Here is a 24,283-nt window from a genome sequence, read left to right as displayed (position 1 = left end):
TCGGTTAGCTCCCCTCGCGTTGTGCCCCGGCGTCAAGCCGGGGCCACGCTGTGGCGCGATGCAGCCTGTCAATAAAGCCGTTGCGGCTCCGGGATCGTCGCACTAGCTTCGCCCGCACATCTTCCGGGTATGAGGCATTACGCGATGACCAGATTTCTTTTGATCGTTCCTTTTCTTCTGTGCGCATCTGGCGCCTCCGCGCAACAGCAGCCCGGACACGACGCCTGCGCGCGCGACGTCACGCGCTTCTGCCGCCCCGTGATGAACAATGGCGACCAGGCGGTGCTCGCCTGCCTGAAGCAGAACCGCACGCGGCTGAGCAAGGGCTGCGACAAGGTGCTGACGGAGCACGGGCAGTAAACGTGCTTGTCGTCCCGGCGAAGGCCGGGACCCATACCGCGTGATCTATCGATAGAGCGCGACTAGCTGTACAGGACTCGGTCGCAACTCCGAGTCTTCGCCAAACTTTTGCCTGTGGTTATGGGTCCCGGCCTTCGCCGGGACGACGGCAGAACCTACGTGCTGCTCCCCGCCGCGGTCGCGACCACGGGCAGCACCTCGCTTGCTCCCTGGTCCGGCGTCTCTTCCTTCCAGCGCACCGAGCCGAACGGACGCTCCAGCATGCGGCGGACGCGCACCGGCTCGGGGCCGATGTGGAAATCGATCGCCTGCTGATGCAGCGCGCGTTCGGATAGGGTCGAGCGGTTACGCTGGCGCAGATAGTCGAACCAGGTCGGGCAGTGATAGCGCTCGGTCCACAATTCGGGGTCGGCGATGTCGCGCGCGATCGACCAGCCATAGGCGCCGTTGCGCTGCCTTGAGAGCTGCACGTCCTGCATCACATTGTGGAAGGCGCGCGCGTTCTCCTGAGACACCCGGTATTCGATCTCGACCACCAGCGGTCCGCTGCGGCCGGTGAGCGACAGCCTGACTTCGGGATCGGCCAGCACCTCGGCGTCCTCGTTGCGGGCGCCGACGCGCGGCATCGTGAGCCAGATCCCGAGCAGCGGTGAGATCAGCATCAGGCCTGCCGCGACCAGAAGCGCGACCTCGACGCCGGCATAGTCGGTGAGATGGCCCCAGCCCCAGGCGCCGATCGCGATGCCGCCGGAGATCGAGGCCTGGAACGCTGCCAGCGACCGGCCCGCGACCCAGCGCGGTGCCGAGAGCTGCACGCCGATATTGAACAGCGCGACGGCGGCCATCCAGACCGCGCCGGCCAGCACCAGCGCGGTCGCCGTCAGCACCGGCTCTGTGCTCACGGCAAGGGCGGCCATCGCAAAGGCCATCGAGATGGTGCAGGCGCGGATCGCGGACTCGCCGCTCATGCGCTTGCGCAATTCGTGGATGTTGAGCGCGCCGATGACCGCGCCCATGCCGAAGGCGCCGAGCATGATGCCGTAGGTCTGCGCGCCGCCATGCAAGAGGTCGCGCGCGACCAGCGGCATCAGCGCCATGATGGCGCCGCCGATCAGGCCCATCACCAGCGTGCGCAGCAGCACGATCTTGATCGGCGGCGAATTGGTGATGTAGCGGAAGCCCGAAACCATGGCGCGGTTGAGCTTCTCGCGGGGCAGGCGCGAGGGCTCGGTGCTGCGCCGCCACAGCAGCAGCACGACCAGCAGCGGCAGATAGAGGATCGCGTTGCAGGCAAACGCCGCCACCGCGCCGAGCGCGGCGACGATGACGCCGCCGACCGCGGGACCGAAGCTGCGCGCGATGTTGTAGCTGATGCCGTTCAGCGCGACGGCCGACGGCAGTGCTTCGGGCGGCACCTGCTCGCTGACCGAGGATTGCCAGGCCGGGCCGAACAGCGCGTTGCCGCTGCCCACGACGAAGCAGAAGGCGAGCAGCGCTTCCGGCGTGATCAGCTTGAGCCCGGCCAGGATCGTGAGCGCAGTCGCGCCGGTCAGCGCGATCATGAGCGAGACCAGGGTGACGATGCGGCGGTCATACATGTCGGCGATGGCGCCCGCCGGCATCGAGATCAGCATGATCGGCAGCATCAGCGCGGTCTGCACCAGCGCCACCTTGTCGGCCGAGGCCGCCATCTGCGTCATCGCCCAGGCGGCGCCGACGCCCTGGATCAGCAGGCCGAGATTGGAGAGCAGGCTGGCGAGCCAGATGCGCCGGAACACGGTGTATCGCAGCGGCGCGGCGATGCCGTCGGCTGCGATTCTCTGACGGTTCGGCTGCTCGGTCATATCCCCTTCCATATGGGCTGGCAGAAGTGGTCCTGGCGATTCCGGCGGATTCAGTGATGCCCGCGAAAGTCCTTCGCTGTCCAGTGGTTAGGACGCTATAAGCGGTGCAAAGAGGCGGTTTTGCCGGGGAGGAACAGATGAAGCTGTCGCGACGGACGATCCTGCAAGGTGCCGGCACATTGCCCTTTGCGCTTGCGAGCGTCCGGATGGACGCTTTCGCTCAAACCGCGCCCGCGGCGCAGGGCGCCGAGGTGCCGCCGATCCTGTTCGTCCACGGCAATGGCGACTACGACGCGCTCTGGATGACCACGATGTGGCGGATGGAATCCAATGGCATCGCGCGCGATCGCATGCTGGCGATCAACTTCACCGATCCCAATGCGCGGAGCGACGACACGGTCGAGCAGGCGAACCGCTCCTCGACCGAGGACCAGCGCCGTGAGCTTGCCGCCGCCATCGCCGAGCTGAAGCGCCGTACCGGTGCGGCGCGCGTGGCACTGGTCGGCAGCTCTCGCGGCGGCTATGCGATCCGCAATGTCGTCAGGAACGGCGGTGTGGCTGACGTCAGCCACGCTGTCCTGTGCGGCACGCCCAATCACGGCGTGTTCGCGAGCGACGACCAGCCCAACAACGAGTTCAACGGCCGCGGCGTTTTCCTGCGCGGGTTGAACGGGGGCGAGAGCGAGGTGACGCCGGGCACGGCTTTCCTCACCCTGCGGAGCGATGGCATGGACAAATACGCGCAAGCCGACGGCCGCTTCATCGGCAAGCCCGGCACGCCGACCGGTGTCACCGCCGAGGGGCCTGAACTGCGGGGGGCCACCAATCTCGTGCTCGGTGCGCTCGATCATCGCGAGGTGGCGTTTCACCCGCGCGCGTTCCGCGAGATCTACAAGTTCATCGCCGGCCGCGAGCCCGCGCGCATCGCGATCGTGCCGGGACCGAGCGTCAGGCTGAGTGGCCTCGTCACGGGAACGCCGGGCGGCGTGTCCACCAATCGGCCGGTGGCGGGCGCAACCGTCGATATCTTCCGCGTCGATCCGGATACCGGTGAGCGCAACGGCAATGCCGTGCACAGCGCGAAGACCGGTGCTGACGGCCGCTGGGGGCCGGCGCAGGTCGAACCCTCCTGGCCGCTCGAATTCGTCCTCGCGTCGCCGGATGCGCCGACCACGCATATCTATCGCTCGCCCTTCCCGCGCTCGTCCGACGTCGTCCACCTGCGTGCCGCGCGCCCGCTCGGGCCGGCGGACAAGGATGCCGGCGCGGTCGTGATCATGTCACGTCCGCGCGGCTATTTCGGCCTGCCGCGGGACGTGGTTCTGCTCGACGGCAAGGAGCCGGCCGACGTCAAACCGGGCGTACCCACGGATGCGACAGCAACATTGCGGCTTCCGGCCGGCGAGATCGGGCGTAACATCGTGGCCCAGTTCGGCGAAGAACGGATCGTGGCACGCCTCTGGCCTGCCGCCGAGAACAGGATTGCGGTTGCCGAGCTGACTTACTAGCTATTTGCCTGCGTCACATCTGCGGGAGAGAGCCATGAACATCGCCAGCGTGCGGCGGCCCATCATCCCCCCGACGCCGCCGCGTGCCCCCGACGACATGTCATTCCTCGGACGGGTCGCTGTGATCAGGCAGAACATGATCGCAACCTGGGGACAGCGCGCCTATGAGGAAGACGTTCTCGAGGGCCGCTTCTTCCTCCATAAGAGCTTCATCCTGAACCGCCCGGACGCGATCCGGCATGTCCTGCTCAGCAATTACGAGAACTACACGCGCACGCCGGCCGGCATCCGCATGCTGCGTCCCGTGCTCGGCGAAGGCCTCCTGATTGCGGAAGGTCATGCCTGGACGTTTCAGCGCCGCACGCTCGCGCCGGCCTTCACGCCGCGCGCCACCGCAAATCTCGTTCCGCACATGACTGCGGTGCTCGACGAGACCATTGCGAAGCTGGATGCGCGCAGCGGCGAGACCGTCGATCTGCGCGAGACCATGCAGCGCATGACGCTCGAGATCGCCGGGCGCACGATGTTCTCGTTCGGCATGGACCGGCATGGCCCCACCTTGCGCAACTTCGTCGTGGAATATGGCGAGCGGCTGGGACGGCCCTATTTCCTCGACATGCTGCTGCCGGTGTCCTGGCCGAGCCCGATGGATTTTGCCCGCGCCCGTTTCCGCAAGCGCTGGACCGAATTCGTCGCGATGCTGATCGCAGAGCGGCGGGCAGCAGGGAAAAAGGACGGCGCGCCGCCGCGCGACCTGTTCGATCTCATGGACGAGGCGCGCGATCCTGAAACAGGCAAGGGCTTTTCCGACGAGCAGCTTATCGACGAAGTCGCGACCATGATTCTCGCCGGTCACGAAACCACGGCGACCGCGCTGTTCTGGGCGCTCTATCTGCTCGCGCTCGATCCTGATACGCAGGAGGAGGTGGCGTCCGAGACCCGCGGCGAACATCTCGACAGCATGGCCGACATCGATCGCCAGAAATTCACCCGTGCGGTGATCGAAGAAACCATGCGGCTCTATCCGCCCGCCTTCCTGATCGCGCGTGCCGCGCGCGAGAAGGACAGTGCGGCCGGAATCGAGATCGGCAGGGGCGACATCATCATGATCGCACCCTGGCTGCTGCACCGGCACGAGAAGCTGTGGGATCAGCCGAACGCGTTCGTTCCAAAGCGTTTCATGTCGACCGAAGCACCCGACCGTTTTGCCTATTTGCCGTTCGGCGCGGGTCCGCGCGTGTGCGTCGGCGCGCCGTTTGCGCAAGCCGAATCCGTGCTGGCGCTGGCCCGGCTGATCGGTGCGTTTCGCGTCGAGCTGGTCGATACGGTTCCCGTGATCCCGCATGGCGTCGTCACGACCCAGCCGGACCGCTCACCCATGTTCCGAATCACGCGTCGGTGACAGGCGCTCGCCTGGCCGATGGCGTGGTCCACCCTAGATAGAGTTACGCCATGAGCGACATCCAGGCCCAGTTTTCCGTTCTGAAGCAGACCGCCGATCCGAAGGCGGTCGATGAGATTGCGCGCCTCATCGAGGACGGCGAGGATCACGAGCTCAACCGGGTCAATGTCCTCGATTTCGCCAGGCAGCATGGTGTCGACGAAGAGCGCGCGATCTCCGCCTTCCTGCATTCGGCGCGGCTCGGGCTGTTCGATCTCGGCTGGAACGTGCTGTGTCCGGGCTGCGGCGGTGTGCTTGGCGCTCACGCGACGCTGAAGGCGCTCAAGCCCGACGACTATCACTGTGCGCTCTGTGCCTGCGGTTACAAGGCCTCCGTCGACGACCAGGTCGAGGTCTCCTTCACCGTGAACCCGCGCGTCCGGCGCATCGCGGCGCACGACCCGGATACGCTTCCGGTATGGGAGTATTTCAAGCAGGTGTTCTGGAGCTCCGGCGTCGACTTCAACAAGGAGTCGTTTGCGACGCTGGCCAACGAGGTCACACTGGATACGATGGAGCTGCCTGCCGGCGAGAAGGCGACCATGTCGCTGCAACTGCCGAACGACTTCATCATCATCTTCGAGCCGGTGACGCACGCCGCGCATTTCATCGACGTCCAGGGCGAGCCGACCAAGGACCGCCAGCAGCTCGCCATCATGTACAACAGGGTGCAGGCGCCGACGGGCACCACGACCATGCGGCCGGGTCCGCTGCGGCTGTCGCTGGAGAACCAGGCCGGCGTACGCGTGCTGCCGTCGGTGTTCATCGCGGCCGAGGCGCTTCATCACCTCATCGGCAAGCGCAAGCCGTTCCTCACCGCTAAGCGGATGCTGTCGAACCAGACGTTCCGCGATGTGTTCAAGGCGGACAATCTCAGTGTCGACCAGCGGCTCCAGATCACGTCCCTGACATTTCTGTTCACGGATCTGAAGGGATCGACCGCGCTCTACGAGCGAGTCGGCGATCTCGCCGCCTTCGATCTCGTGCGCGCGCATTTCCATGCGCTGCTCGAGATCATCTCCTCCGAGAAGGGCGCGGTGGTGAAGACCATCGGCGACGCCGTGATGGCGACCTTCGTCCGTCCCGAGCACGCGATCGTCGCGGGCCTGCGGATGCGCGCGGCGATGGACGTGCTCAACAAGCAGCGCGGCACCGCCGATCTCATCGTCAAGATCGGCATCCATGAAGGTCCGTGCCTCGCGGTGATGCTCAACGAGCGGCAGGATTATTTCGGCCAGACCGTCAACATCGCCGCCCGCGTGCAGAGCCTGTCGACCGCGCAGGAGATGCACATCACGGGGTCAGTGCTGGACGCGCCGGCCGTGGCCGAAGTGCTGAAGCAGCGTGAGATCAGGCCGATCCAGAAGCAGGCCGCATTGCGCGGCATCGCCGACAAGATGGTGGTGTACGAGATACCGTGAGCCACCGTCATTCCGGGATGGCCCGAAGGGCCAGACCCGGAATCTCGAGATTGTAGCGCGAGATTCCGGCTTCGCGCTTCGCGCGCCCTGGAATGACAGCGAACAGATTGCCGAAACGTAATGCAGCGCGGGGAACTGACGCACGTTGCGCCGGTTGAGTTTCCCGCACATATAATGCTGGTAACGCCGCGCCCCCGCGGCGTCATCGTTTTCGGTAGGACTCCATGCTCGACGGCCTGCGTCAATTCATCGCCGACATTGTTGCTCCCCATGCCGGGGATCGCGCATTCGGCGACAGCGATTATCGGCTTGCGGCGACCGCGTTGCTGGTTCACGTGGTCTCGCTGGACGGCCAGCCGACGGCGACCGAGCAGCGCAAGCTGCACAGCCTGATCGAAAGCCATTTTGGGCTCGATCGCGGCACTGCCGATCGTTTGATCGCCGATGCGACCCAGGTCGAGGGCGAGGCGGTCGACCTCTATCACTTCACCAGCGTCATCATGCGCTCGCTCGACGAAGCGGGCCGCAAGCGCATCGTCCAGATGATGTGGGAGCTGGTCTATGCCGACGGCCAGGTCTCCGAGTTCGAGGACAACGTGGTCTGGCGCGCCTCCGACCTGCTCGGGATTTCCCAGCGCGACCGGATCGACCTGAAGCATGCCGTGGCGGACCGTGCCGGTAACCAGGTGAAGGACGGCGCCGTAGGCGGCTGATTTCGTCCAACACGGCGGATTGCCGGTTGTACAGGCTACATGACGAAACTTTAATGTAGCCCCCGGCTGCGGTTATCCCGGATTCATCCGTAAATCCCCGGGTTTTCTGCTCTCCCTGATGTCCGCTCAGGCGGCCATGCTGTCAGCGCCGCTTGCCTGTCGCGTACGGCCTATGCTCTCGTTCCGCCATTGCGGGACTAAAAACTTCAATTCAAGAGACTTCGATCGTGACTGAGCGGGTAACGTTGATCACCGGTGCCTCGGCGGGCATCGGCACAGAGCTGGCGCGGGTGTTCGCCGCGAATGGACACCGTCTGGCGCTGACGGCGCGGCGTGCGGACCGGCTCGAGGCGCTCGCGAACGAACTCGCCGCCAAGGGCGGCAAGAAGCCGATCGTAATCGCCTGCGACCTCCAGGAAGCTGATGCCGGCGAGAAGATCGCGGCCGCGCTCGCCGCCGAAGATGTCGAGCTCGACCATCTCGTCAACAATGCCGGCTTCGGCGTGTTCGGCGATGCCATCGAGTGCGATCGCGACGAGCAGGTTGGCATCGTCGACGTCAACGTCCGGGCCCTGACCGATCTGTCGCTGCGATTTGCCGATCAGCTCATCAGGAACAAGGGCGGTCTTCTCAATGTCGGCTCGGTCGCCGGCTTTCTGCCCGGCCCCGGCATGGCGGTCTATTACGCGTCCAAGGCCTATGTGATTTCTCTCACCGAGGCCTTGCGGGCGGAGCTCGCGCCGCGCGGCGTCCGCGTCACCGTACTTTGCCCGGGTCCGGTGCCTACCGAATTCCAGGCGCGCGCCGGCGTCGGCTCCGGACACAATACGGCCCTTCTCAATGTTCCTGCCTCCGATGTTGCACGGGAGGCCTATCGTGGGCTCATGGCAAATAAACGGGCAGTGCTGCCGGGTCTCGGCATCAAGATTGTGCCGTTCGCGCTGCGTTTCTTCCCGCGCGGCTTTATCCTGTCCGCCACCAGTCGATTCCAGCGGCAGAGACACTGAAGAACGCTCGAAGCCTGTCGTGGCCCGGAGCTTGCTTTCCTGATCGGTGTCGTGTGTGCGCAAACTCACACGATGTTAACCATCGCTTAGCTATGCTGGCGGTCTGAACCGATAGCATTTGGAAAGGCAATGTCGTTCCGGACGGACAGGTTTGGTGGCGCGGAATTGGTGGCCTTCCCGAAGAGAAGGGCCCTTGGCGCATCTGCTGCTCGTCCCGAAGCCCGGTTGCCGGTTCTGATTGTCCTGCACCAGGAATCCTCGACGCCCGGCCGGGTCGGCAATGCGCTGCGCGCGCTCGGCCATCGTCTCGACATCCGCCGTCCCCGCTTTGGCGATCCGCTTCCGGAGACGCTCGATCAGCATGCCGGCGCCGTGGTCTTCGGCGGCCCCATGAGCGCCAACGATCCCGACGACTACATCCGCCGCGAGATCGACTGGATCGAAATTCCGCTCCGCGAACAGCGGCCGTTCCTTGGCATCTGTCTCGGTGCACAGATGCTGGCGATGCAGCTCGGGGCCCGCGTCGCGCCGCATGCGGAGGCACTGACCCAGATCGGCTACTACCCGATCCGCCCGACGGCCGCGGGCCACGCGCTCTGTCCGGCCTGGCCGGCGCAGGTCTATCACTGGCACCGCGAGGGTTTCGAGCTGCCGGCCGGCACTGAGCTGCTGGCGGAAGGCGACGATTTTCCGGTGCAGGCGTTCCGTGCGGGCCATGCCTTCGGCGTGCAGTTTCATCCTGACGTGACCTACGCCATGATGCATCGCTGGACCACGCGCGGCTATGACGGGTTCAGCGCGCCCGGTGCGCGCGAGCGGCATCATCATTTCGCGGACCGTGCCGTGTACGATGCCGCGGAACGCGCCTGGCTCGATCACTTCATCAATGGCTGGCTGGCGCGCCGGCCGCTGCTGGCGCAAGCCGCCGAGTGATCGCGCCTTCGCGCAAGCCCTTGCCTCATCCCTGGATATGCTAGGCTCGCTGACAACGAGCGCGCGCGAACGCGTGCCGGCAGACAAAGGGAGAGCGTCATGGCCTATGAACACATTCTCTATGAGGTGCGCGACAAGGTCGCGACCATCACGCTCAATCGCCCGGACCGCATGAACGCGTGGACGCCGACAATGGAGCGCGACGTGCGCCATGCGATGGAAGCATCAAGCGCCGACGACAATGTCCGCGTCATCGTGCTCACCGGCGCGGGCCGCGCCTTCTGCGCCGGCGCCGACATGGATGCGCTGAAAGGGCTCGACCCCGATGACGTCAGGCGCGCATCGAGCCTACCGCCCTTCGACATGAATCGCCGGCCCGACTGGCAGACGCGCTACGGCTTCTATCCGTCGATCGGCAAGCCCGTCATCGCCATGCTCAACGGCGCGACCGCGGGCATCGGCCTCGTCCACGCGCTCTATTGCGACCTGCGCTTTGCCGCCGACAACACCGTGTTCACCACCGCCTTCGCGCGGCGCGGACTCATCGCCGAGCACGGCATCGGCTGGATGCTGCCGCGCATCGTCGGCCATGCCAACGCGATGGATCTGTTGCTCTCGGCGCGCCGTGTTTCGAGCGACGAGGCGCTGCGGATCGGGCTGGTCAACCGCCTGTGCTCGCCGGAGAAGCTCCGCGAGGAAACCTACGCCTATGCGCGCGACCTCGCCGACTTCGTCTCGCCGAGCGCGATGGCCGTGATCAAGCGCCAGCTCTACGAGGTGCCGTTCCAGACGCTGGCCGAGGCAACGATCGAGGCCAACCGGGAGATGATGGTGGCGCTCGGCGGCAGCGATTTCCGGGAGGGCGTGGCAAGCTTCATCGAGAAGCGGCCGCCGAGGTTTACGGGGAGGTAGGGGGGAGAGGTCTTCGGATGGAGCCCGCCGTCGCCCCGTGGGCTATGGCGTGGCAGCCTTCGCTACGAGCGGGCTTGCCGAGCCGAAGCAGGCGCAGCCTGCGAAGGCTGGTGGAGCCAGGCGGGATCGAACCGCCGACCTCGTCATTGCGAACGACGCGCTCTCCCAGCTGAGCTATGGCCCCGTTTGTTGGCCGCCCTGGTAAACGCGGCCGACAACCGGGCGCCATTTAAGTCCCTGCCAAGGTCAAGTCAAGGACGGGCGTAACCCGGTTTTAGCCATTCCTGCGTCCGAACTTCCCTTGTTTGGGCCGGGGGGAACCGATATCTAGCAAAAGGCGTCAATCCCGACCGCAGCCAGAGTTTTCAAAAGCCAGAGTCTTCAAAAGCCATGCGTGCCGTTCTCGACATCGTCATCATCGTGCTCGACCTCTACGTCTGGCTGCTGATCGCCTCCGCGATCCTGTCCTGGCTGATCGCTTTCAACGTGGTGAACACCCGCAACCAGTTCGTTTCGGCGGTTGCGGAGTTCCTCTACCGGATCACCGAGCCGGTCTTAGCGCCGATTCGCAATTTCCTGCCCAGCCTCGGCGGCCTCGACATCTCGCCGATCATCCTGATCCTGCTCATCATGTTCATCGAGCGGGTGATCCTGTATTACATCTACCCGAACGTCATCTAAGCAGGCAGGAGCGCCTTGGTCGCGAAAGAGGCCTTCAAGGAACCCTGGCGTTACTCGGCTGCAGGAATCAGCATCGCGCTGCGGGTGACGCCGCGCGGCGGCCGCGACGACATCGACGGGATCGAGCAGCTGGCCGATGGCCGCAGCGTGCTCAAGGTGCGAGTGCGCGCGATCGCCGATGGCGGCGAGGCCAACAAGGCCGTTTTGGTCCTGCTGGCGAAATCGCTTGGTGTCTCCAAGGCCAGCGTAAGACTCCTGTCCGGAGCAACCTCGCGGCTGAAGCAGATCGCGGTCGACGGCGATCCGGCGCGGCTCGGCGAGGCCTTGCGCCAACTCGCATCCGCCAAATCGAAAGACCAAGGGAACTGACATGACGGCCAAGATCATCGATGGAAAAGTCATTGCCGCGGACCTCCGGGCGCGCGTGGCCGACGAGGTTGCCCGCGTCAAGCGCGAGCACAATCTGGTGCCGGGCCTTGCGGTGGTCCTGGTCGGCAACGACTCGGCGAGTGAGGTCTATGTCCGCTCCAAGCAGACCCAGACCCAGGCCGCCGGCATGGCCTCGTTCGAGCACAAGCTGCCGGCCGACGTGTCGCAAGGCGATCTGCTGGCGCTGGTCGCAAAGCTCAACCGCGATCCGGCCGTGCACGGCATTCTGGTGCAACTGCCGCTGCCGAAGGGTCTGAACACCGAGGCCGTCATCAACGCCATCGATCCCGCCAAGGACGTCGACGGCCTACATCCGAACAATGCCGGCCGGCTCGCCGGCGGCTTCGAGGCGCTGTCGCCCTGCACGCCGCTCGGCTGCATCATCCTGACCAAGAGCGTCCACACCTCGCTCGAAGGCATGAACGCCATCGTCATCGGTCGCTCCAACCTGGTCGGCCGCCCGCTGGTGCAGTTGTTGCTGAACGAGAACGCCACGGTGACCATCGCGCATTCGCGCTCGCGCGACCTGCCCGGCCTCGTAAGGCGCGCCGATCTCGTCTACGCCGCCGTCGGCAGACCTGAGATGGTGCGCGGCGACTGGCTGAAGCCCGGCGCGACCGTGATCGACGTCGGCATCAACCGGATCCCGAAGGATGACGGCAAGACGCGTCTTGTCGGTGACGTCGCCTATCAGGAAGCGCTCGCCGTGGCCGGCGCCATCACGCCGGTGCCGGGCGGCGTCGGCCAGATGACGGTGGCGTGCCTGCTGGTGAATACGCTGCGGGCGGCCTGCGCGATCGCGGGGCTGCCCAAGCCGGCGGTGTAGGTAAACTCTCGTGCCCCGGACGCAGCGCAGCGCTTCTTCAGCGGGGCGCTGCTGAGCCGGGGCCCAGTGGCGGCATGGGTCCCGGCTCAGCGTCGCGTCATTTCATGCCGCGCCGCGTCCGGGACACAGAAGCTCAGCCCTTCTTCTTCTTCTCGCGCTCGATGCCCTCGAGGATCAGCTTGTGCGCGTCCTCCGGGCCGCCCCAGCGCAGGATCTTCACCCACTTGCCCTTCTCGAGATCCTTGTAGTGCTCGAAGAAGTGCTGGATCTGCTGCAGCGTGATGTCGGGCAGGTCGGAGTACGACTTCACCTTGTCGTAGCGCTGCGTCAGCTTCGACGACGGCACCGCCAGGATCTTTTCGTCGCCGCCGGCTTCGTCTTCCATGAACAGCACGCCGACCGGGCGTACGCTCATGACGGCGCCGGGGATGATGGCGCGGGTGTTGATGATCAGCACGTCGCAGGGGTCGCCGTCGTCCGACAACGTGTGCGGGATGAAGCCGTAGTTACCGGGGTAACGCATCGGCGTGTACAGGAAGCGGTCGACCACCAGCGTGCCGGCCTCCTTGTCCATCTCGTATTTGATCGGTTCGCCGCCCACGGGGACTTCGATGATGACATTGACGTCCTGTGGGACGTTTTTCCCGATCGAGATAGCATCGATACGCATTCAAGGCTCCGTTGTTGCCGAGGTTAAATCGCGCCCGGCAGCGATTTTGGCGCTGTCATACGCGGGCTTGGCCCCCCAATCCATCGTGTTTTTTTGAAATAATGAATCCGGCGAACACCGGCTCAAGCGGCAAACGGTATCGACGGATGGGAAACGCTGCCGGCTAGGCTTTCAGCAGCTCAATTGGTCCAAGCGAAGGCAACCTTGTCGAGCGACTTCGGCCCGAATCGTTCCGAAGAACGCGCCACCATGCGGCCGCCCAGGGCCCGGTAGAACTCGGTCGCCGGATCGTTGTCCGAGAGCGCCCACACGACCATGCTCTTCAGCCCGCTCTGCATCAGGTCGCGGCGAGCGGCGGCGAACAGGCGACGGCCAAAGCCGAGGCCCTGGAATTCGGGGCGCAGATAGAGCTCGTAGATCTCGCCGTCGAAGTGCAGGCTGCGGGCACGGTTACGGCCGTAATTGGCATAGCCTGCGATCTTGTCGCCGAACACCAGTACGCTGACGCGGCTGCCCTTGCGGATCGCGCTGTCCCACCACTGCGGACCGCGGCGGTTGATCAGCTTCTCCAGCTCGGCGCCGGGAATGATGCCCTGATAGGCCGAGCGCCAGGCTTCGTCATGGGTTGACGCCACCGCAGTTGCATCTGCAGCTTTGGCCGGCCGGACCTCGATCAGGGTTGTGCTCATGGAGACGATCAAACCAAGTCGCCGCGTCGGCGGCAAGACCTATCGTTAATTATCGGTTAACCTGTGGACTTTCTGCATCAGTATTTCAACTGTGTTGTACCGAAAGAGGACAAGGCGCTGCCCTGAACGGCAACGAACTGCCACGCGTCGGTGCAAAACTCGGTTGCGGCAACCAATGAACGGCGATGGCAACGCAGAAAGTCCGCCCAGGATGATTCGTTCCCGTTAGTCTGGCCTTCGCTGTCCGTGCTCGCCTCCGGCAATTCATGCGGCTCTTCAACATCCTTGCGCTCCTGCCTCTGCTGGCTTTGCTGACCGCGCCGCCTCTGTGCGCCCAGGTCACGTTCGGTGCGTCGGGCGAGGAAGGCGAGCCGTTTCGCCGGCAGGAGTGGCGTGTGCCGTCGCCGGATACGGACATTGCCGCGCATGCGCTGCTGTTTCGCCCGTTCGGTGCCGGTCCATTTCGACTCGCGGTCATCGCGCATGCTTCGACGCAGAATGGCTTGCGTCGTGCACAAATGCCGCAGCCGGAATACCGCGCGCTCGCAGCGTTCCTCGTCGCGCGCGGCTTTGCCGTGCTGGTGCCGGAACGGCTCGGCCACGGTGCAACCGGCGGCCGCTATGTCGAGGACCAGGGCGGCTGTGACGAAGCGGATTACGCGCGCGCGGGTCGTGCGACCGCCGAAGAAATTTCGCTGGCACTGGACCATTTGCGGAAGCAGGATTTCATCCGCAAGGATGCCGCGATCGTGATCGGCCATTCCGCCGGCGGCTGGGGCGCGCTGGCCCTCGCCAATGCCGAGCCCAAGACGATCTCCGCGATCACAGTGATTGCGCCGGGGCGCGGCGGCCATGCCAATGACGAACCGAACCGGATCTGCGCGCCCCATGCGCTTCTCGCGGCTGCTGCTGAATTCGGCAGGGCGGTGCGCATTCCCGTCACATGGCTCGTTGCGAGCAATGACAGCTATTTTCCGCCGGTATTTTCGAAGTCGCTGGCAGATGCATTTCGCGGCGGTGGCGGCAAGGTCGATTTCCGCGCACTGCCCGGGGTAGGCGGCGAGGGGCACTGGATGATCGAGACCGAAGCCGGCGTCAAAGCCGCCGGCAGCGAGCTCGAGCGTGCGCTGAAGAAGAAACCATGACGTTATATTTCCTGGTCAAATACCTGCACGTGCTCGGCGCCATCGTCATCCTCGGCACCGGAACCGGCATCGCCTTCTTCATGCTGATGGCGCATCGCACGCACGATGCAGACTTCATTGCGCGCACCGCCTCGGTGGTGGTGATTGCCGACGCGATCTTCACGCTGTCGGCCGTGATCTTGCAGCCGGTCAGCGGTGGCCTGCTGATGATGCTCTCGGCGACGTCGTTCACGGAGCGCTGGCTGCTCGCGTCGCTCGCGCTCTATGCCATCGCGGGCCTGTTCTGGATCCCTGTCGTCTTCATGCAGATCGAGATGCGCGATCTCGCGCGCAAGGCTTCCGAGCAGCGCGCCGCGCTGCCGGAGCGTTACTTCGTCCTGTTCCGCCGCTGGTTCGCGTTCGGCTTCCCCGGCTTCGGCGCGACGATGCTGATCCTCTGGCTGATGGTCGCCAAGCCGTTTTGAGGGAATGATGAACCAGCGAGCCATCCTGGTGCTCGGCGCCTCCGGCCTGATCGGCCGCTTCGTCACCGACGATCTGCGCGCGCGGGGCTTTCGCGCCGTCGGCGTGGCGCGCAGCCTGTCACCGGCGCAGAAGATGGGCGCGCTCGATATCGAGCTTCCAATCCTATCGCTCGATGCGGCCGCGCTGACGCGCCTGCTGCGCGAGCATGCGGCGGATGTCGTCGTGAATTGCCTCGGCGTGCTCCAGGATGGGCCCGGCAGCGACACAAGCGCCGTGCACCGGGATTTCGTCGCGCGTCTGCTTCAGGCGATCGGCGACAGCGGCCGCGCGATCCGGCTGGTGCACATCTCGATTCCGGGAATGGCCGAAGCCGACCGTACCGCTTTCGCGACGACCAAGCGCGAGGCCGAGCGATTGATCGCGGCCTCCGGCATCGCCCATGCCATCCTGCGGCCCGGCTTCGTGGTCGCGCCGTCAGCCTATGGCGGCAGCGCCATGCTGCGCGCGCTCGCCGCCTTCCCGCTCGACTTGCCGGGTGCGGAGATGGCGACGCCGTTCCAGCCCGTCGCCGTCGAGGATATCGCTGCCACCATCGCCTGGCTCGCCGCGCGTGATATCGACGATGCATCCGTGATATCAGTGTGCTGGGACCTGATGCTATCGGAGCCGGTCACCATGGCCGGAATCATCAAGCAGTTTCGGATCGCGTTCGGCACGGCCGGTTGGCCGCGCATCGCGATGCCGACCTTGATGCTCGATCTCGGCGCGAAAATCGGCGATCTCGCCAATTATCTCGGCTGGATGCCGCCGATGCGCTCCACGGCCATCGCCGAGCTGCGCCGCGGCGTGAGCGGCGATCCCTCGGCGTGGATTGCCGCCACGGGCATCGTGCCGAAAACGCTGGCTGAAGTGATCGGACGTCATCCCGCCACCATCCAGGACAAATGGTTCGCGCGGCTGTTTCTGATCAAGGCGCTGATCTTCGCGAGCCTGGTCGCGTTCTGGGTCGTCTCCGGCTTCATCGCGCTGTTCGTCTCCTACCGCGCCGCCGCCGGCATCCTGAGCGCGCACAATTTTGCGCCTGCGCTGGTCGATCCCATCACCATCGGCACCAGCCTGATGGACATGAGCATCGGCGTGCTGATCGCGTTCCGACGTACGGCTGCGGTCGGGTTGGTCGCGGGCATCGTCGCATCGCTCGGCTACATGCTCGGCGCGGCGATCCTGACGCCCGATCTCTGGATCGAGCCGCTCGGCGCGCTGGTCAAGACGGGGCCTGCGATCGTGCTGATGCTGGTTGCGCTGCTGATGCTGGACAATCGCTGATGCCAAAATGGCCCGACGACGACGTGATCCTGTTCGACGGCGTCTGCATCTTCTGCTCGCGCTGGGTGCGCTTCGTCGCCAAGCGCGACACGGCGAAGCGCTTTCGTTTCACGCCGATCCAGTCGGACTATGGGGCGCGTTTGGCGCGCACGTTCGGCATCGACCCTGGGGATCCCGACACCAACGCCGTGATCTACGGCGGCGAGGTGTTCATGAAGTCGGATGCAGCGCTGATGGTGCTGTCGCAGCTTCCCGATTGGGGCTGGGTACGCGCGTTGTTCGCGGTACCGAAGCCGCTGCGGGATCCCGTCTACAGCCTCATCGCGCGCAACCGCTACCGCATTTTCGGGAAGTATGAGGCGTGCTTTGTGCCGGATGCAGATTTGCGAGCACGGGTGATTGAGTAATTCGTCATTGCTTCGCTGCGCTCGCAATGACGGAGTTTGCTGTTATGGCTTGCGCAGAGCCGCCAGCACTTCCTTCGCCGCCCGCTCCCCGCTGTCCCGCGCTCCATGCGCCGTCGTGAAGAAGGTCGGCGACGTTGCCTCTCCGGCAAAGAACAGCCGCCCATCCACCGGCGCGGCCAGCACCGCGCGGTCACCTGCATGTCCGGGCAGCGCGTGCGAATACGATCCCCGCGCGAATGGATCATGCGCCCAGCGCGACTCGCACAGCGGCTTCAGCTTGCGGCGGATGTCGTTGCCGAGGAAGCCGGCGATCTCGTCGATGCTCTGCGCGGCGATGGCGCCGTCGCCGGCGTCTTCCAGTTCTCTTGCGAAGCTGCCGCCAAAAAAGCCTTCGATGCAGGGCTGGCCGAACGGGCGGATGTGGTAGGTGCCCATCGCGGTGCGCATGGTGGCGCCGCGCAGGTTGCCTTCCCTAGGGAACGCTTCGGCATCGCCAAGCGCCAGCGTCACCTTGTCGTCGACACCGAGCGGCAGGCCGGCTGCGGCATCGACCTTGGCGGGGAGCGGTGGCGAGAAGCGGATCGCCTCATCGGCGATCAGATTGGTCGGCACGGTGACGATCACCTTGCCGGCGGTCAGCGTGCCCTGCGACGTCTCGATACGAATGCGCGGGCCGGAATGATCGATCAGCGTGACCATGCAGTTCAGCGCCACCGGGCAGGGCGCGCCATAGGCCGCAACCAGCGTGCCGTAGCCGCGGCGGATGCGCCAGTTGAAGTTGGTATCCTCATAGGCATCCCAGTCCAGCGTCGACATGTCCTTGAGTTCGCAGCCGTTGATATAGGTCGAGATCGCGTCGATCATGGGATTCCAGCGATTGCCGGGCTCGAGGCTCAGGCTCGCGGGCTCGTCCTTGCCCTTTTGCGCAGCCTGCCAGAGGCGCTGGTAGAACGCGTCCATGGCGTGCATGAACTCGTCGCGCTGGCTTTGCGGAAACGCGTTGCCGAAGGCGCGCTCGCGCCAGGGCGGCAGGTCCTTGTTGACCTCGAAATCGAGCTGCCTTGCGATTGCGACGAAGGAGTTTTGGTCCGCCGAATGCAGCCAGCCGCAGCCGACGTCGAACGTCACCTCGGGCGAGGCCTGCACGGTCCACGCCCGGCCGCCGAGCCGGTCGCGGGCCTCCAGCACGATGGCGGAGAGGCCGGAGCCCGCCAGCGCGTGCGCTGCGCCGAGCCCGGCAGCACCGGCGCCGATGATCGCGACATCAACGGAGGAGGGAAGGGAGCTCATGGGCGGGCTCTAGCACGTTCGCTGGATGTGCTGAAGCCGCCACAAGTCAGCTGTCATCACCCGCCCTGTGCGCGCTTGCGCACTGGAGCGGGTGATCCAGTATTCCAGAGACGGGAGTGACGCTCCGTAGGGTGGACAAAGGCGCTCTTGCGCCGTGCCCACCATTGCCGACCGGGACTTCAAGTGGTGGGCACGCTGCGCTTTGCCCACCCTACGGCACAACGGCGTGCGGTAGCTTACGCCACCGCTTCCTTGGACTTCTCCGCGCGCTTGCGCTCGTTCGGGTCGAGGTGCTTCTTGCGCAGGCGGATCGACTTCGGGGTGACCTCGACGAGCTCGTCGTCCTCGATATAGGCGAGCGCCTTTTCCAGGGTCATGCGGATCGGCGGGGTCAGGCGCACGGCTTCGTCCTTCGACGTCGTGCGGATGTTGGTGAGCTGCTTGCCCTTGAGTACGTTGATCTCGAGATCGTTGTCACGGGTGTGCTCGCCGACGATCATGCCCTTGTAGACCTTCCAGCCCGGCTCGATCATCATCGGGCCGCGGTCTTCCAGCTTGAACATGGCGTAGGCCACGGCCTCGCCCTGGTCGTTGGAGATCAGCACGCCGTTGCGGCGGCCCTGGATCTCGCCCTTGTACGGGGCGTAGCCGTGGAACAGGCGGTTCATGATCGCGGTGCCGCGGGTGTCGGTGAGCAGCTCGCCCTGGTAGCCGATCAGGCCGCGGGTCGGCGCGTAGAACACCAGGCGCAGGCGGTTGCCGCCGGACGGCTTCATCTCGACCAGCTCGGACTTGCGCTCGCTCATCTTCTGCACGACGACGCCGGAATGCTCCTCGTCGACGTCGATCACGACCTCCTCGATCGGCTCCATGGTGGCGCCGGTGGCTTCGTCCTTCTGGTACACGACGCGCGGGCGCGACACCGAGAGCTCGAAGCCCTCACGGCGCATGGTCTCGATCAGGATCGCGAGCTGCAATTCGCCGCGGCCCGAGACTTCCATCGCGTCCTTGTCGGCGGCCTCGACGACGCGCAGCGCGACGTTGCCTTCGGCTTCACGGAGCAGACGGTCGCGGATCATGCGGCTCGTCACCTTGTCGCCTTCGGTGCCGGCGAGCGGGGAATTGTTGACGATGAAGGACATCGACACGGTCGGCGGATCGATCGGCTGTGCCGGCAGCGGCACCTCGACGGTCGGATCGCAGAAGGTGTCGGCGACGGTGCCCTTGGTCAGGCCCGCGATGGCGACGATGTCGCCGGCTTCGGCTTCATCGAGCGGCGTGCGCTCAAGGCCGCGAAACGCCAGGATCTTGGTGATGCGCCCGGTCTCGACCAGCTTGCCGTCGGCATGCAGCACCTTGACCTGCTGGTTCGGTTTGAGCACGCCGGAGGAGATGCGGCCGGTGATGATGCGGCCGAGATAGGGGTTGGCCTCCAGGATGGTGCCGATCATCCTGAACGGACCTTCCTCGACCGTGGGCGGCGCGACGTGGCGCAGGATCAGGTCGAAAAGCGGCTCCATGCCCTTGTCCTGCGGACCCTCGGGGCTCTCGGCCATCCAGCCCTGCTTGGCCGATCCGTAGAGGATCGGGAAGTCGAGCTGCTCCTCGCTGGCGTCGAGCGCCGCGAACAGGTCGAACACCTCGTTGATGACTTCGGTCGGGCGCGCGTCGGGGCGGTCGACCTTGTTGATGACGACGATCGGCTTGAGGCCGACCTTCAGCGCCTTGGAGACTACGAACTTGGTCTGCGGCAGCGGGCCTTCTGCGGCGTCCACCAGCACCAGCGCGCCGTCCACCATGTTGAGGATGCGCTCGACCTCGCCGCCGAAATCGGCGTGGCCGGGGGTGTCGACGATGTTGACCCGGGTGTCCTTCCACTGCACCGAGGCCGCCTTGGCCAGAATGGTGATGCCGCGCTCGCGCTCCAGGTCGTTGGAGTCCATGGCGCGATCCGTCACCTTCTGGTTCTCGCGGAACGTGCCGGACTGCTGGAGGAGTTTGTCGACCAGGGTCGTCTTGCCGTGGTCGACGTGGGCGATGATGGCGACGTTGCGGAGGTTCATGAGTGAGCTTCTTTGCGTTCGAACAATGGGTTAAGCGCGATCTCGCCGGCCAGACCGGGACCTCTTCTCGAAACAACGCTGGAAGACTGGAAACGGGCGCTTTCCGCCCAAAAAGGGAAGCCCGGTCTATCGACCGGGCACCCTGCGCGTTGCGGCGCAATATATGCAAAAACCGCCAAAAAACAATGTGTTCTTTGCCGGTTGGTTGACTGAATTTTGTCCGGGAATTCCCGGGGCTTAGGGCTGGGTTCCGGGATGGGCGGGGGCCTTTCGCCCCTTGATCGCCGCCCAGATCAGAACGACGCCCCCGATGCCGACGACCAGCCCCAGGAAGACCAGCGGGGCGATGTCGGAATCGATCTTGCCCCCCTCGGATATGGAGATTCCGCCGAACAGGAGTGCGCAGAGACCCGGAAGCAGCAGGATGACCCCGGAGATCGCCATGAGCGCGGTCAGGCAGCCGCCGCGCTGCGGCGGGGCGGCCGGAGGAGGCGGGGGCGGGGGGGCGATGTTGCTCATGAGGAGGCGACACTCTTGTCAGGGCTTGGGCGGGCTCGCCGCGCGGATGAACAGGAAGATCGCAAATCCGACCAGGACCAATCCAATCAGGACAAAGGGGGCACCTTGGCCGCCGAATGCCAGGAAGCACAGGCCGGGGAAAAGCAGCACCACGCCGGCGATCACCATGAAAGCGGTCAGGCGCCCGTCGCGCCGTGGCGGCGCCATCGGAGGCGCGTCCCCTTGCGGCGTCGGAGTCGGAGGAGGCGTGCCGGTGTCGCTCATCGCGGCACCTCCTCGCTTTGGCGTGCCTCGCGATACGTCTCGCCAGCCAGTGCAGCGCGGATGCCGTCGATCTTTCCGTTGCGATAGAACAGATTGTAGGTGTCGAACGGAATGATCGCGCCCTGCTCCGTGACGAAATGGATGCAGGACCGCTTGACGTTGCCGACGCAGAAATTGAAGCGGTCGAGAAACTGCACGATGGTGACGCGGAACACGTTCTCGTAAGAAAGTCCTTCCGGCACCTCGAAGCTCGGCAGGCAGCACAAGAGCTCGCAAACGCGCTCGGAGGTGTTGAGCGGGCCCGACGACAGTGAGAACAAATCGACGAATTTCTCCCGCAGCATCGGATATTTCTCCGGGCTGATGGTGTTGGGCATCACCGCAACCAGCTGCTCCTGCGGGATCAGCGAGGTCAGCGGCAGCACCTTCTCGCCGTTGCGCAGACCGTAGCCGATCGAGATGCTCTCGGGGTTACAGGGCAGCGGGATCATGTCCTTGTCGCCGAACACGCCGGTCTCGACCACGCGGTTGCGAATCTCCGACAGCATGATGCGGTCGGTATTCTTGTCGAAGTTCTCGTTGCGGCCGGCATCCTGCACCGGCTGGAGCGTGACGCCGCGCACGCATTTCCAGGTCAGCGCGTGACGCACGATGTCGCCGATCTCGGCATCATTGACGCCGCGCTTGATGGTCGCCACCAGCGTGGTCGACACGCCGTAATGCTCGAGGTTCTCCAGCGCCTGCTGGCGGATCTTGCGCAAATCCGCGCCGCGCAGATTGATCAGTGGATCGCGCTGCAGCGAATCGAACTGGAGATAGACCTCCAGCCCGCGCTTGTTCTCGGCGAGCCGCGCCACGAAATCCTTTTCGCGGGCAATGCGCAGGCCGTTGGTGTTGATCATGACATGGCGGATCGGGCGGGCGCGCACGGCGTCCAGGATCGCGAAGAAGTCCGGGTGCAATGTCGGCTCGCCGCCGGAGATCTGCACGAGGTCGGGTTCGCCCTCGCTGGCAACCAGCGCGTCGAGCATCTTCTCCACCGTCGCGAGCGGGGTGAATTTGGTCCGCGTTGGCGCGGATTCGGCGAAGCAGACCGGGCAGGTGAGATTGCAGTGCTCGGTGATCTCGATCAGCGCGAGGCAGGAATGCTGCTCGTGATCCGGGCAGAGGCCGCAATCATAGGGGCAGCCGAATTCGGTGCGGTGCTGGAATTGCAGCGGGCGGTCGCCCGGCTTGATGAAATCCTTGCACAGACGCCAATAGGCCGCGTCGGTGGACACGAGCGTCGACTGAACACCATGCTCCTTGCACCGCTTTTCGTACCAGACCTCGTTGTCGAGGATCTGGATCTTGGTCGGCACCAGCTTCAGGCAGGTCTCGCAGAGGGACTGGGTCTGGCCCCAGAAGATGTAGGGATGCGACTTACGCAACGGCGCGTTCATGCACAGGTCTCGCTTTGGGCGCCGTCGCCAGCATGATTGCGGCGTAGAGGAGGATGGACAGCGACAGCAGGTGAAACAGCGTGAGGGGGCCGATCAGCGTGCCGTAGGGCTTGAGGAATTCCCACAGGAAGCGCTGCGCTCCATAGTAGAGCAGAACCAGGTAGAAACCATTGGTGATCGCGAATGCGTTCCGGTTCAAGACCGCCAGCACATAGAGCAGCGCGAACACGCCCATCGCGGCGCTCTCGTAGAGCTGCACGGGATGGCGGAGAATGCCGTCGCCGAAATCATGTCCCCAGGGCAATGCCGTCGGCGTGCCGTAGGTGAAATCGTCGAGGCCCGCGAAATAGCAGCCGAGCCGCCCGATCGCGATGCCGAGGGCCAGCGGCAGCGCAAACCGCGCGCCCGTGCGCAGGGCGATGCCTGCGGTCCTTTTGTAGAGCTCGACCGCCACGATGCCGCCGGCAAGCGCGCCCTCGACCGAGCGCGCAATGCCGCTCTCGCCCGACAGCCACAGATTGGCGGACCCGAACAGATAGGCGCCAATGCCGGCGCCGAACACCAGCGCGGCGATGTAGGGCAGCTCGAAGGATTGCGCCGGAAACCGCAAGCCTTGTCGCGACAGCCAGTAAACCGCCGCACCCGCCGCCAGCCACGCCGCAACATCGAAGACAGTGTGAAGGAATGCCCCGCTCATGCGGAGCGGGTATAGCACGGCGGACGTGCGGTGTCGCACGCCGGCATCCTTTCATGGAGCGCAGGGCTATCGCATGTGGTGTGCACGATGCGGCGGCACCGGCGCTCGGCTCCCTCCCCCGCTTGCGGGGGAGGGCTGGGGTGTCTCCGCGTCGGGATTGCCTGGGATTGCGGAGGACGTCCCTGCGTGGTGAGAGCCCTCACCCGCCGCGCTCGGGACGATGCTTCGCATCGTCCCGGGGCGCGTCGGCCTCTCCCGCAAGCGGGAGAGGCGAAGCAAGCCCGCGGACAATCCTCGTGAAATCCACATGCGATTGCTCTGCATGGAGCGGGAGGTCAGGCGCCGGAGAGGGTCAGCCCGTGCTGCTCGCCTCCTCCGTCGGGTAGACGCCGCGCAGCACTTCCTCGAAATGGGTCTTCACCGCCTCGTTGCAGAGGCAGGCGCGCAGGCGCAGGCGGTCGCGGTCGCGGACCAGGATCGAGCCGCGCCGCGTGTCGAGGATGCCGTCGGCCCTGAACGACTGGAGCACGCGGCTCGCATAGCTGCGCCCCACCCCGAGCAGCGTCGCAAGCTGCTCATGCGTCAGCGGCACGCTGCTCTCGTCGCCGGTCCGCTCCATCGCCGCCAGGATCCATTTCGCCGTGCGCTGCTCGATCGAGTGGATGGCGTTGCAGGCGGTGGACTGGAAGATCTGCGCCAGCATGCAGTCGGCATAGCGGGCGAAGATGTTGCGCAGCGTGGGCGAGCGCAGCTTGGCCGCCTCCAATTTGCCGACGTGGATGCGCGCAAACGGCCCGCCGAATTTCACGCAGATGCGGGTGTAGGCCGGCAGAAATCCCTCGCTGACGATGCCGCCGACCGCGCCTTCGCGGCCGACCAGGATGGTCTCGACGTCGCGGCCGTCTTCGTTGGGAACGAGAAAGGTCGCAAGCGACGGCCCGCACGGAAAGTGCACGACCTGGACATCGTCGCCGGGACTGTAGAGCAGCTCGTTGGCCGCGGCATCATCAACGATGACGTGTGGCGCGAGCAGCGCATAGTCGGCCGGACTCAAGCGTCGCAGCAGATTGTTGGCCGGCCGGCTGCCGACCTCCGTCGCCTTCCCGATACGCGCGTCCATCGTAAATCCCTGCTCTCCTTTCAGCACGAGCGAGTCTCGATCGCTGGCCGTGTGCACAAGTGGACAGACGTCAAAACTGTTCTGTGGTGAGTTTCGTTCCGGGAACCCTCC

General features: G+C 65.3%; 25 protein-coding genes and 1 tRNA gene. 15 read left to right on the top strand and 11 right to left on the bottom strand.

The genetic code is table 11. The annotated features are described in order from the left end of the window. The first annotated feature begins 144 nt into the window (after positions 1-144). Positions 145-360, top strand: a complete 216-nt coding sequence (locus tag EI171_RS05290) for a hypothetical protein (RefSeq protein ID WP_028174942.1) — start codon at positions 145-147, stop codon at positions 358-360. Between the two features lie 155 nt (positions 361-515). Here the strand turns inward: EI171_RS05290 and EI171_RS05285 are convergent, their stop codons facing one another. After that, on the bottom strand, positions 516-2,204 hold the full coding sequence (locus tag EI171_RS05285; protein WP_011083388.1) for an MFS transporter: 1,689 nt from the start codon (positions 2,202-2,204) through the stop codon (positions 516-518). A 137-nt stretch (positions 2,205-2,341) separates the two neighbouring features. Between EI171_RS05285 and EI171_RS05280 the strand changes: the two genes are divergently transcribed. From EI171_RS05280 to EI171_RS05250, 7 genes are all read left to right on the top strand, one after another. After that, a complete protein-coding gene (locus EI171_RS05280; RefSeq protein ID WP_161532768.1) occupies positions 2,342-3,712 on the top strand; it encodes a hydrolase in 1,371 nt (456 codons plus the stop codon). 34 nt (positions 3,713-3,746) lie between these two features. Next, positions 3,747-5,114, top strand: a complete 1,368-nt coding sequence (locus tag EI171_RS05275; RefSeq protein WP_161532767.1) for a cytochrome P450 — start codon at positions 3,747-3,749, stop codon at positions 5,112-5,114. Positions 5,115-5,164: 50 nt separating this feature from the next. Further along, positions 5,165-6,574 (top strand): adenylate/guanylate cyclase domain-containing protein, encoded by a 1,410-nt coding sequence (locus EI171_RS05270; RefSeq protein ID WP_161532766.1) that lies wholly within the window; start codon positions 5,165-5,167, stop codon positions 6,572-6,574. Between the two features lie 224 nt (positions 6,575-6,798). Then, a complete protein-coding gene (locus EI171_RS05265; protein WP_011083384.1) occupies positions 6,799-7,287 on the top strand; it encodes a TerB family tellurite resistance protein in 489 nt (162 codons plus the stop codon). Positions 7,288-7,514: 227 nt separating this feature from the next. Next, positions 7,515-8,294, top strand: a complete 780-nt coding sequence (locus EI171_RS05260; RefSeq protein WP_161532765.1) for an SDR family oxidoreductase — start codon at positions 7,515-7,517, stop codon at positions 8,292-8,294. A gap of 129 nt (positions 8,295-8,423) precedes the next feature. Then, complete coding sequence (locus EI171_RS05255; protein WP_161532764.1) at positions 8,424-9,227, top strand: glutamine amidotransferase; 804 nt, start codon at positions 8,424-8,426, stop codon at positions 9,225-9,227. 99 nt (positions 9,228-9,326) lie between these two features. Continuing rightward, on the top strand, positions 9,327-10,139 hold the full coding sequence (locus EI171_RS05250) for an enoyl-CoA hydratase (RefSeq protein WP_161532763.1): 813 nt from the start codon (positions 9,327-9,329) through the stop codon (positions 10,137-10,139). Positions 10,140-10,247: 108 nt separating this feature from the next. On the opposite strand, the gene EI171_RS05245 is transcribed toward EI171_RS05250, so the two are convergent. Next, positions 10,248-10,323, bottom strand: a tRNA-Ala gene (locus tag EI171_RS05245). Positions 10,324-10,529: 206 nt separating this feature from the next. On the opposite strand from EI171_RS05245, the gene EI171_RS05240 reads away from it, so the two are divergent. From EI171_RS05240 to folD, 3 genes are read left to right on the top strand one after another with little or no spacing between them, the layout of a single operon-like run. Continuing rightward, the gene (locus EI171_RS05240; protein ID WP_007598721.1) at positions 10,530-10,820 is read left to right on the top strand and encodes a YggT family protein; all 291 of its coding nucleotides are present in this window, start codon (positions 10,530-10,532) and stop codon (positions 10,818-10,820) included. A gap of 15 nt (positions 10,821-10,835) precedes the next feature. Next, positions 10,836-11,189 (top strand): DUF167 domain-containing protein, encoded by a 354-nt coding sequence (locus tag EI171_RS05235; protein WP_161532762.1) that lies wholly within the window; start codon positions 10,836-10,838, stop codon positions 11,187-11,189. Position 11,190: 1 nt separating this feature from the next. After that, positions 11,191-12,075 (top strand): bifunctional methylenetetrahydrofolate dehydrogenase/methenyltetrahydrofolate cyclohydrolase FolD, encoded by an 885-nt coding sequence (gene folD, locus EI171_RS05230; protein WP_161532761.1) that lies wholly within the window; start codon positions 11,191-11,193, stop codon positions 12,073-12,075. Between the two features lie 133 nt (positions 12,076-12,208). On the opposite strand, the gene ppa is transcribed toward folD, so the two are convergent. Further along, the gene (ppa, locus tag EI171_RS05225; RefSeq protein WP_011083378.1) at positions 12,209-12,745 is read right to left on the bottom strand and encodes an inorganic diphosphatase; all 537 of its coding nucleotides are present in this window, start codon (positions 12,743-12,745) and stop codon (positions 12,209-12,211) included. A 179-nt stretch (positions 12,746-12,924) separates the two neighbouring features. Continuing rightward, entirely contained in the window at positions 12,925-13,434 is a 510-nt protein-coding gene (locus EI171_RS05220; protein WP_008136728.1) for a GNAT family N-acetyltransferase, read from the bottom strand. A gap of 266 nt (positions 13,435-13,700) precedes the next feature. Between EI171_RS05220 and EI171_RS05215 the strand changes: the two genes are divergently transcribed. From EI171_RS05215 to EI171_RS05200, 4 genes are read left to right on the top strand one after another with little or no spacing between them, the layout of a single operon-like run. Next, positions 13,701-14,579 (top strand): S9 family peptidase, encoded by an 879-nt coding sequence (locus EI171_RS05215; RefSeq protein ID WP_161532760.1) that lies wholly within the window; start codon positions 13,701-13,703, stop codon positions 14,577-14,579. Continuing rightward, entirely contained in the window at positions 14,576-15,043 is a 468-nt protein-coding gene (locus tag EI171_RS05210) for a DUF2269 domain-containing protein (RefSeq protein WP_011083376.1), read from the top strand. The genes EI171_RS05215 and EI171_RS05210 overlap by 4 nt, the downstream gene beginning before the upstream one ends. A gap of 7 nt (positions 15,044-15,050) precedes the next feature. Next, positions 15,051-16,370 (top strand): SDR family oxidoreductase, encoded by a 1,320-nt coding sequence (locus tag EI171_RS05205; protein WP_161532759.1) that lies wholly within the window; start codon positions 15,051-15,053, stop codon positions 16,368-16,370. Next, positions 16,370-16,777, top strand: coding sequence for a thiol-disulfide oxidoreductase DCC family protein (locus EI171_RS05200; protein ID WP_161532758.1), 408 nt, complete (start codon positions 16,370-16,372; stop codon positions 16,775-16,777). The genes EI171_RS05205 and EI171_RS05200 overlap by 1 nt, the downstream gene beginning before the upstream one ends. A 42-nt stretch (positions 16,778-16,819) precedes the next feature. Here the strand turns inward: EI171_RS05200 and EI171_RS05195 are convergent, their stop codons facing one another. The 7 genes from EI171_RS05195 to EI171_RS05165 all read right to left on the bottom strand — a co-directional run bounded on the left by EI171_RS05195 (position 16,820) and on the right by EI171_RS05165 (position 24,172). Further along, positions 16,820-18,067: an NAD(P)/FAD-dependent oxidoreductase gene (locus tag EI171_RS05195; protein ID WP_161532757.1), complete on the bottom strand. Its 1,248-nt coding sequence runs from the start codon at positions 18,065-18,067 to the stop codon at positions 16,820-16,822. 236 nt (positions 18,068-18,303) lie between these two features. Further along, a complete protein-coding gene (typA, locus tag EI171_RS05190; protein ID WP_028174933.1) occupies positions 18,304-20,130 on the bottom strand; it encodes a translational GTPase TypA in 1,827 nt (608 codons plus the stop codon). A 237-nt stretch (positions 20,131-20,367) separates the two neighbouring features. After that, positions 20,368-20,649, bottom strand: a complete 282-nt coding sequence (locus EI171_RS05185) for a hypothetical protein (RefSeq protein ID WP_011083370.1) — start codon at positions 20,647-20,649, stop codon at positions 20,368-20,370. 18 nt (positions 20,650-20,667) lie between these two features. Continuing rightward, complete coding sequence (locus EI171_RS05180; protein ID WP_028174932.1) at positions 20,668-20,913, bottom strand: hypothetical protein; 246 nt, start codon at positions 20,911-20,913, stop codon at positions 20,668-20,670. Next, positions 20,910-22,355, bottom strand: a complete 1,446-nt coding sequence (locus EI171_RS05175; protein ID WP_161532756.1) for a radical SAM protein — start codon at positions 22,353-22,355, stop codon at positions 20,910-20,912. Before EI171_RS05175 ends, EI171_RS05180 begins: the two co-directional genes overlap by 4 nt. After that, a complete protein-coding gene (locus EI171_RS05170) occupies positions 22,336-23,052 on the bottom strand; it encodes a prolipoprotein diacylglyceryl transferase (protein WP_060912813.1) in 717 nt (238 codons plus the stop codon). The genes EI171_RS05175 and EI171_RS05170 overlap by 20 nt, the downstream gene beginning before the upstream one ends. A 352-nt stretch (positions 23,053-23,404) precedes the next feature. After that, the gene (locus tag EI171_RS05165) at positions 23,405-24,172 is read right to left on the bottom strand and encodes a Crp/Fnr family transcriptional regulator (protein ID WP_161532755.1); all 768 of its coding nucleotides are present in this window, start codon (positions 24,170-24,172) and stop codon (positions 23,405-23,407) included. Between the last annotated feature and the right edge of the window lie 111 nt (positions 24,173-24,283).

This window comes from Bradyrhizobium sp. LCT2, from assembly GCF_009931255.1.
Classification (GTDB): Bacteria; Pseudomonadota; Alphaproteobacteria; order Rhizobiales; family Xanthobacteraceae; genus Bradyrhizobium; species Bradyrhizobium diazoefficiens.
This window is presented reverse-complemented; position numbering and strand designations above follow the sequence as displayed.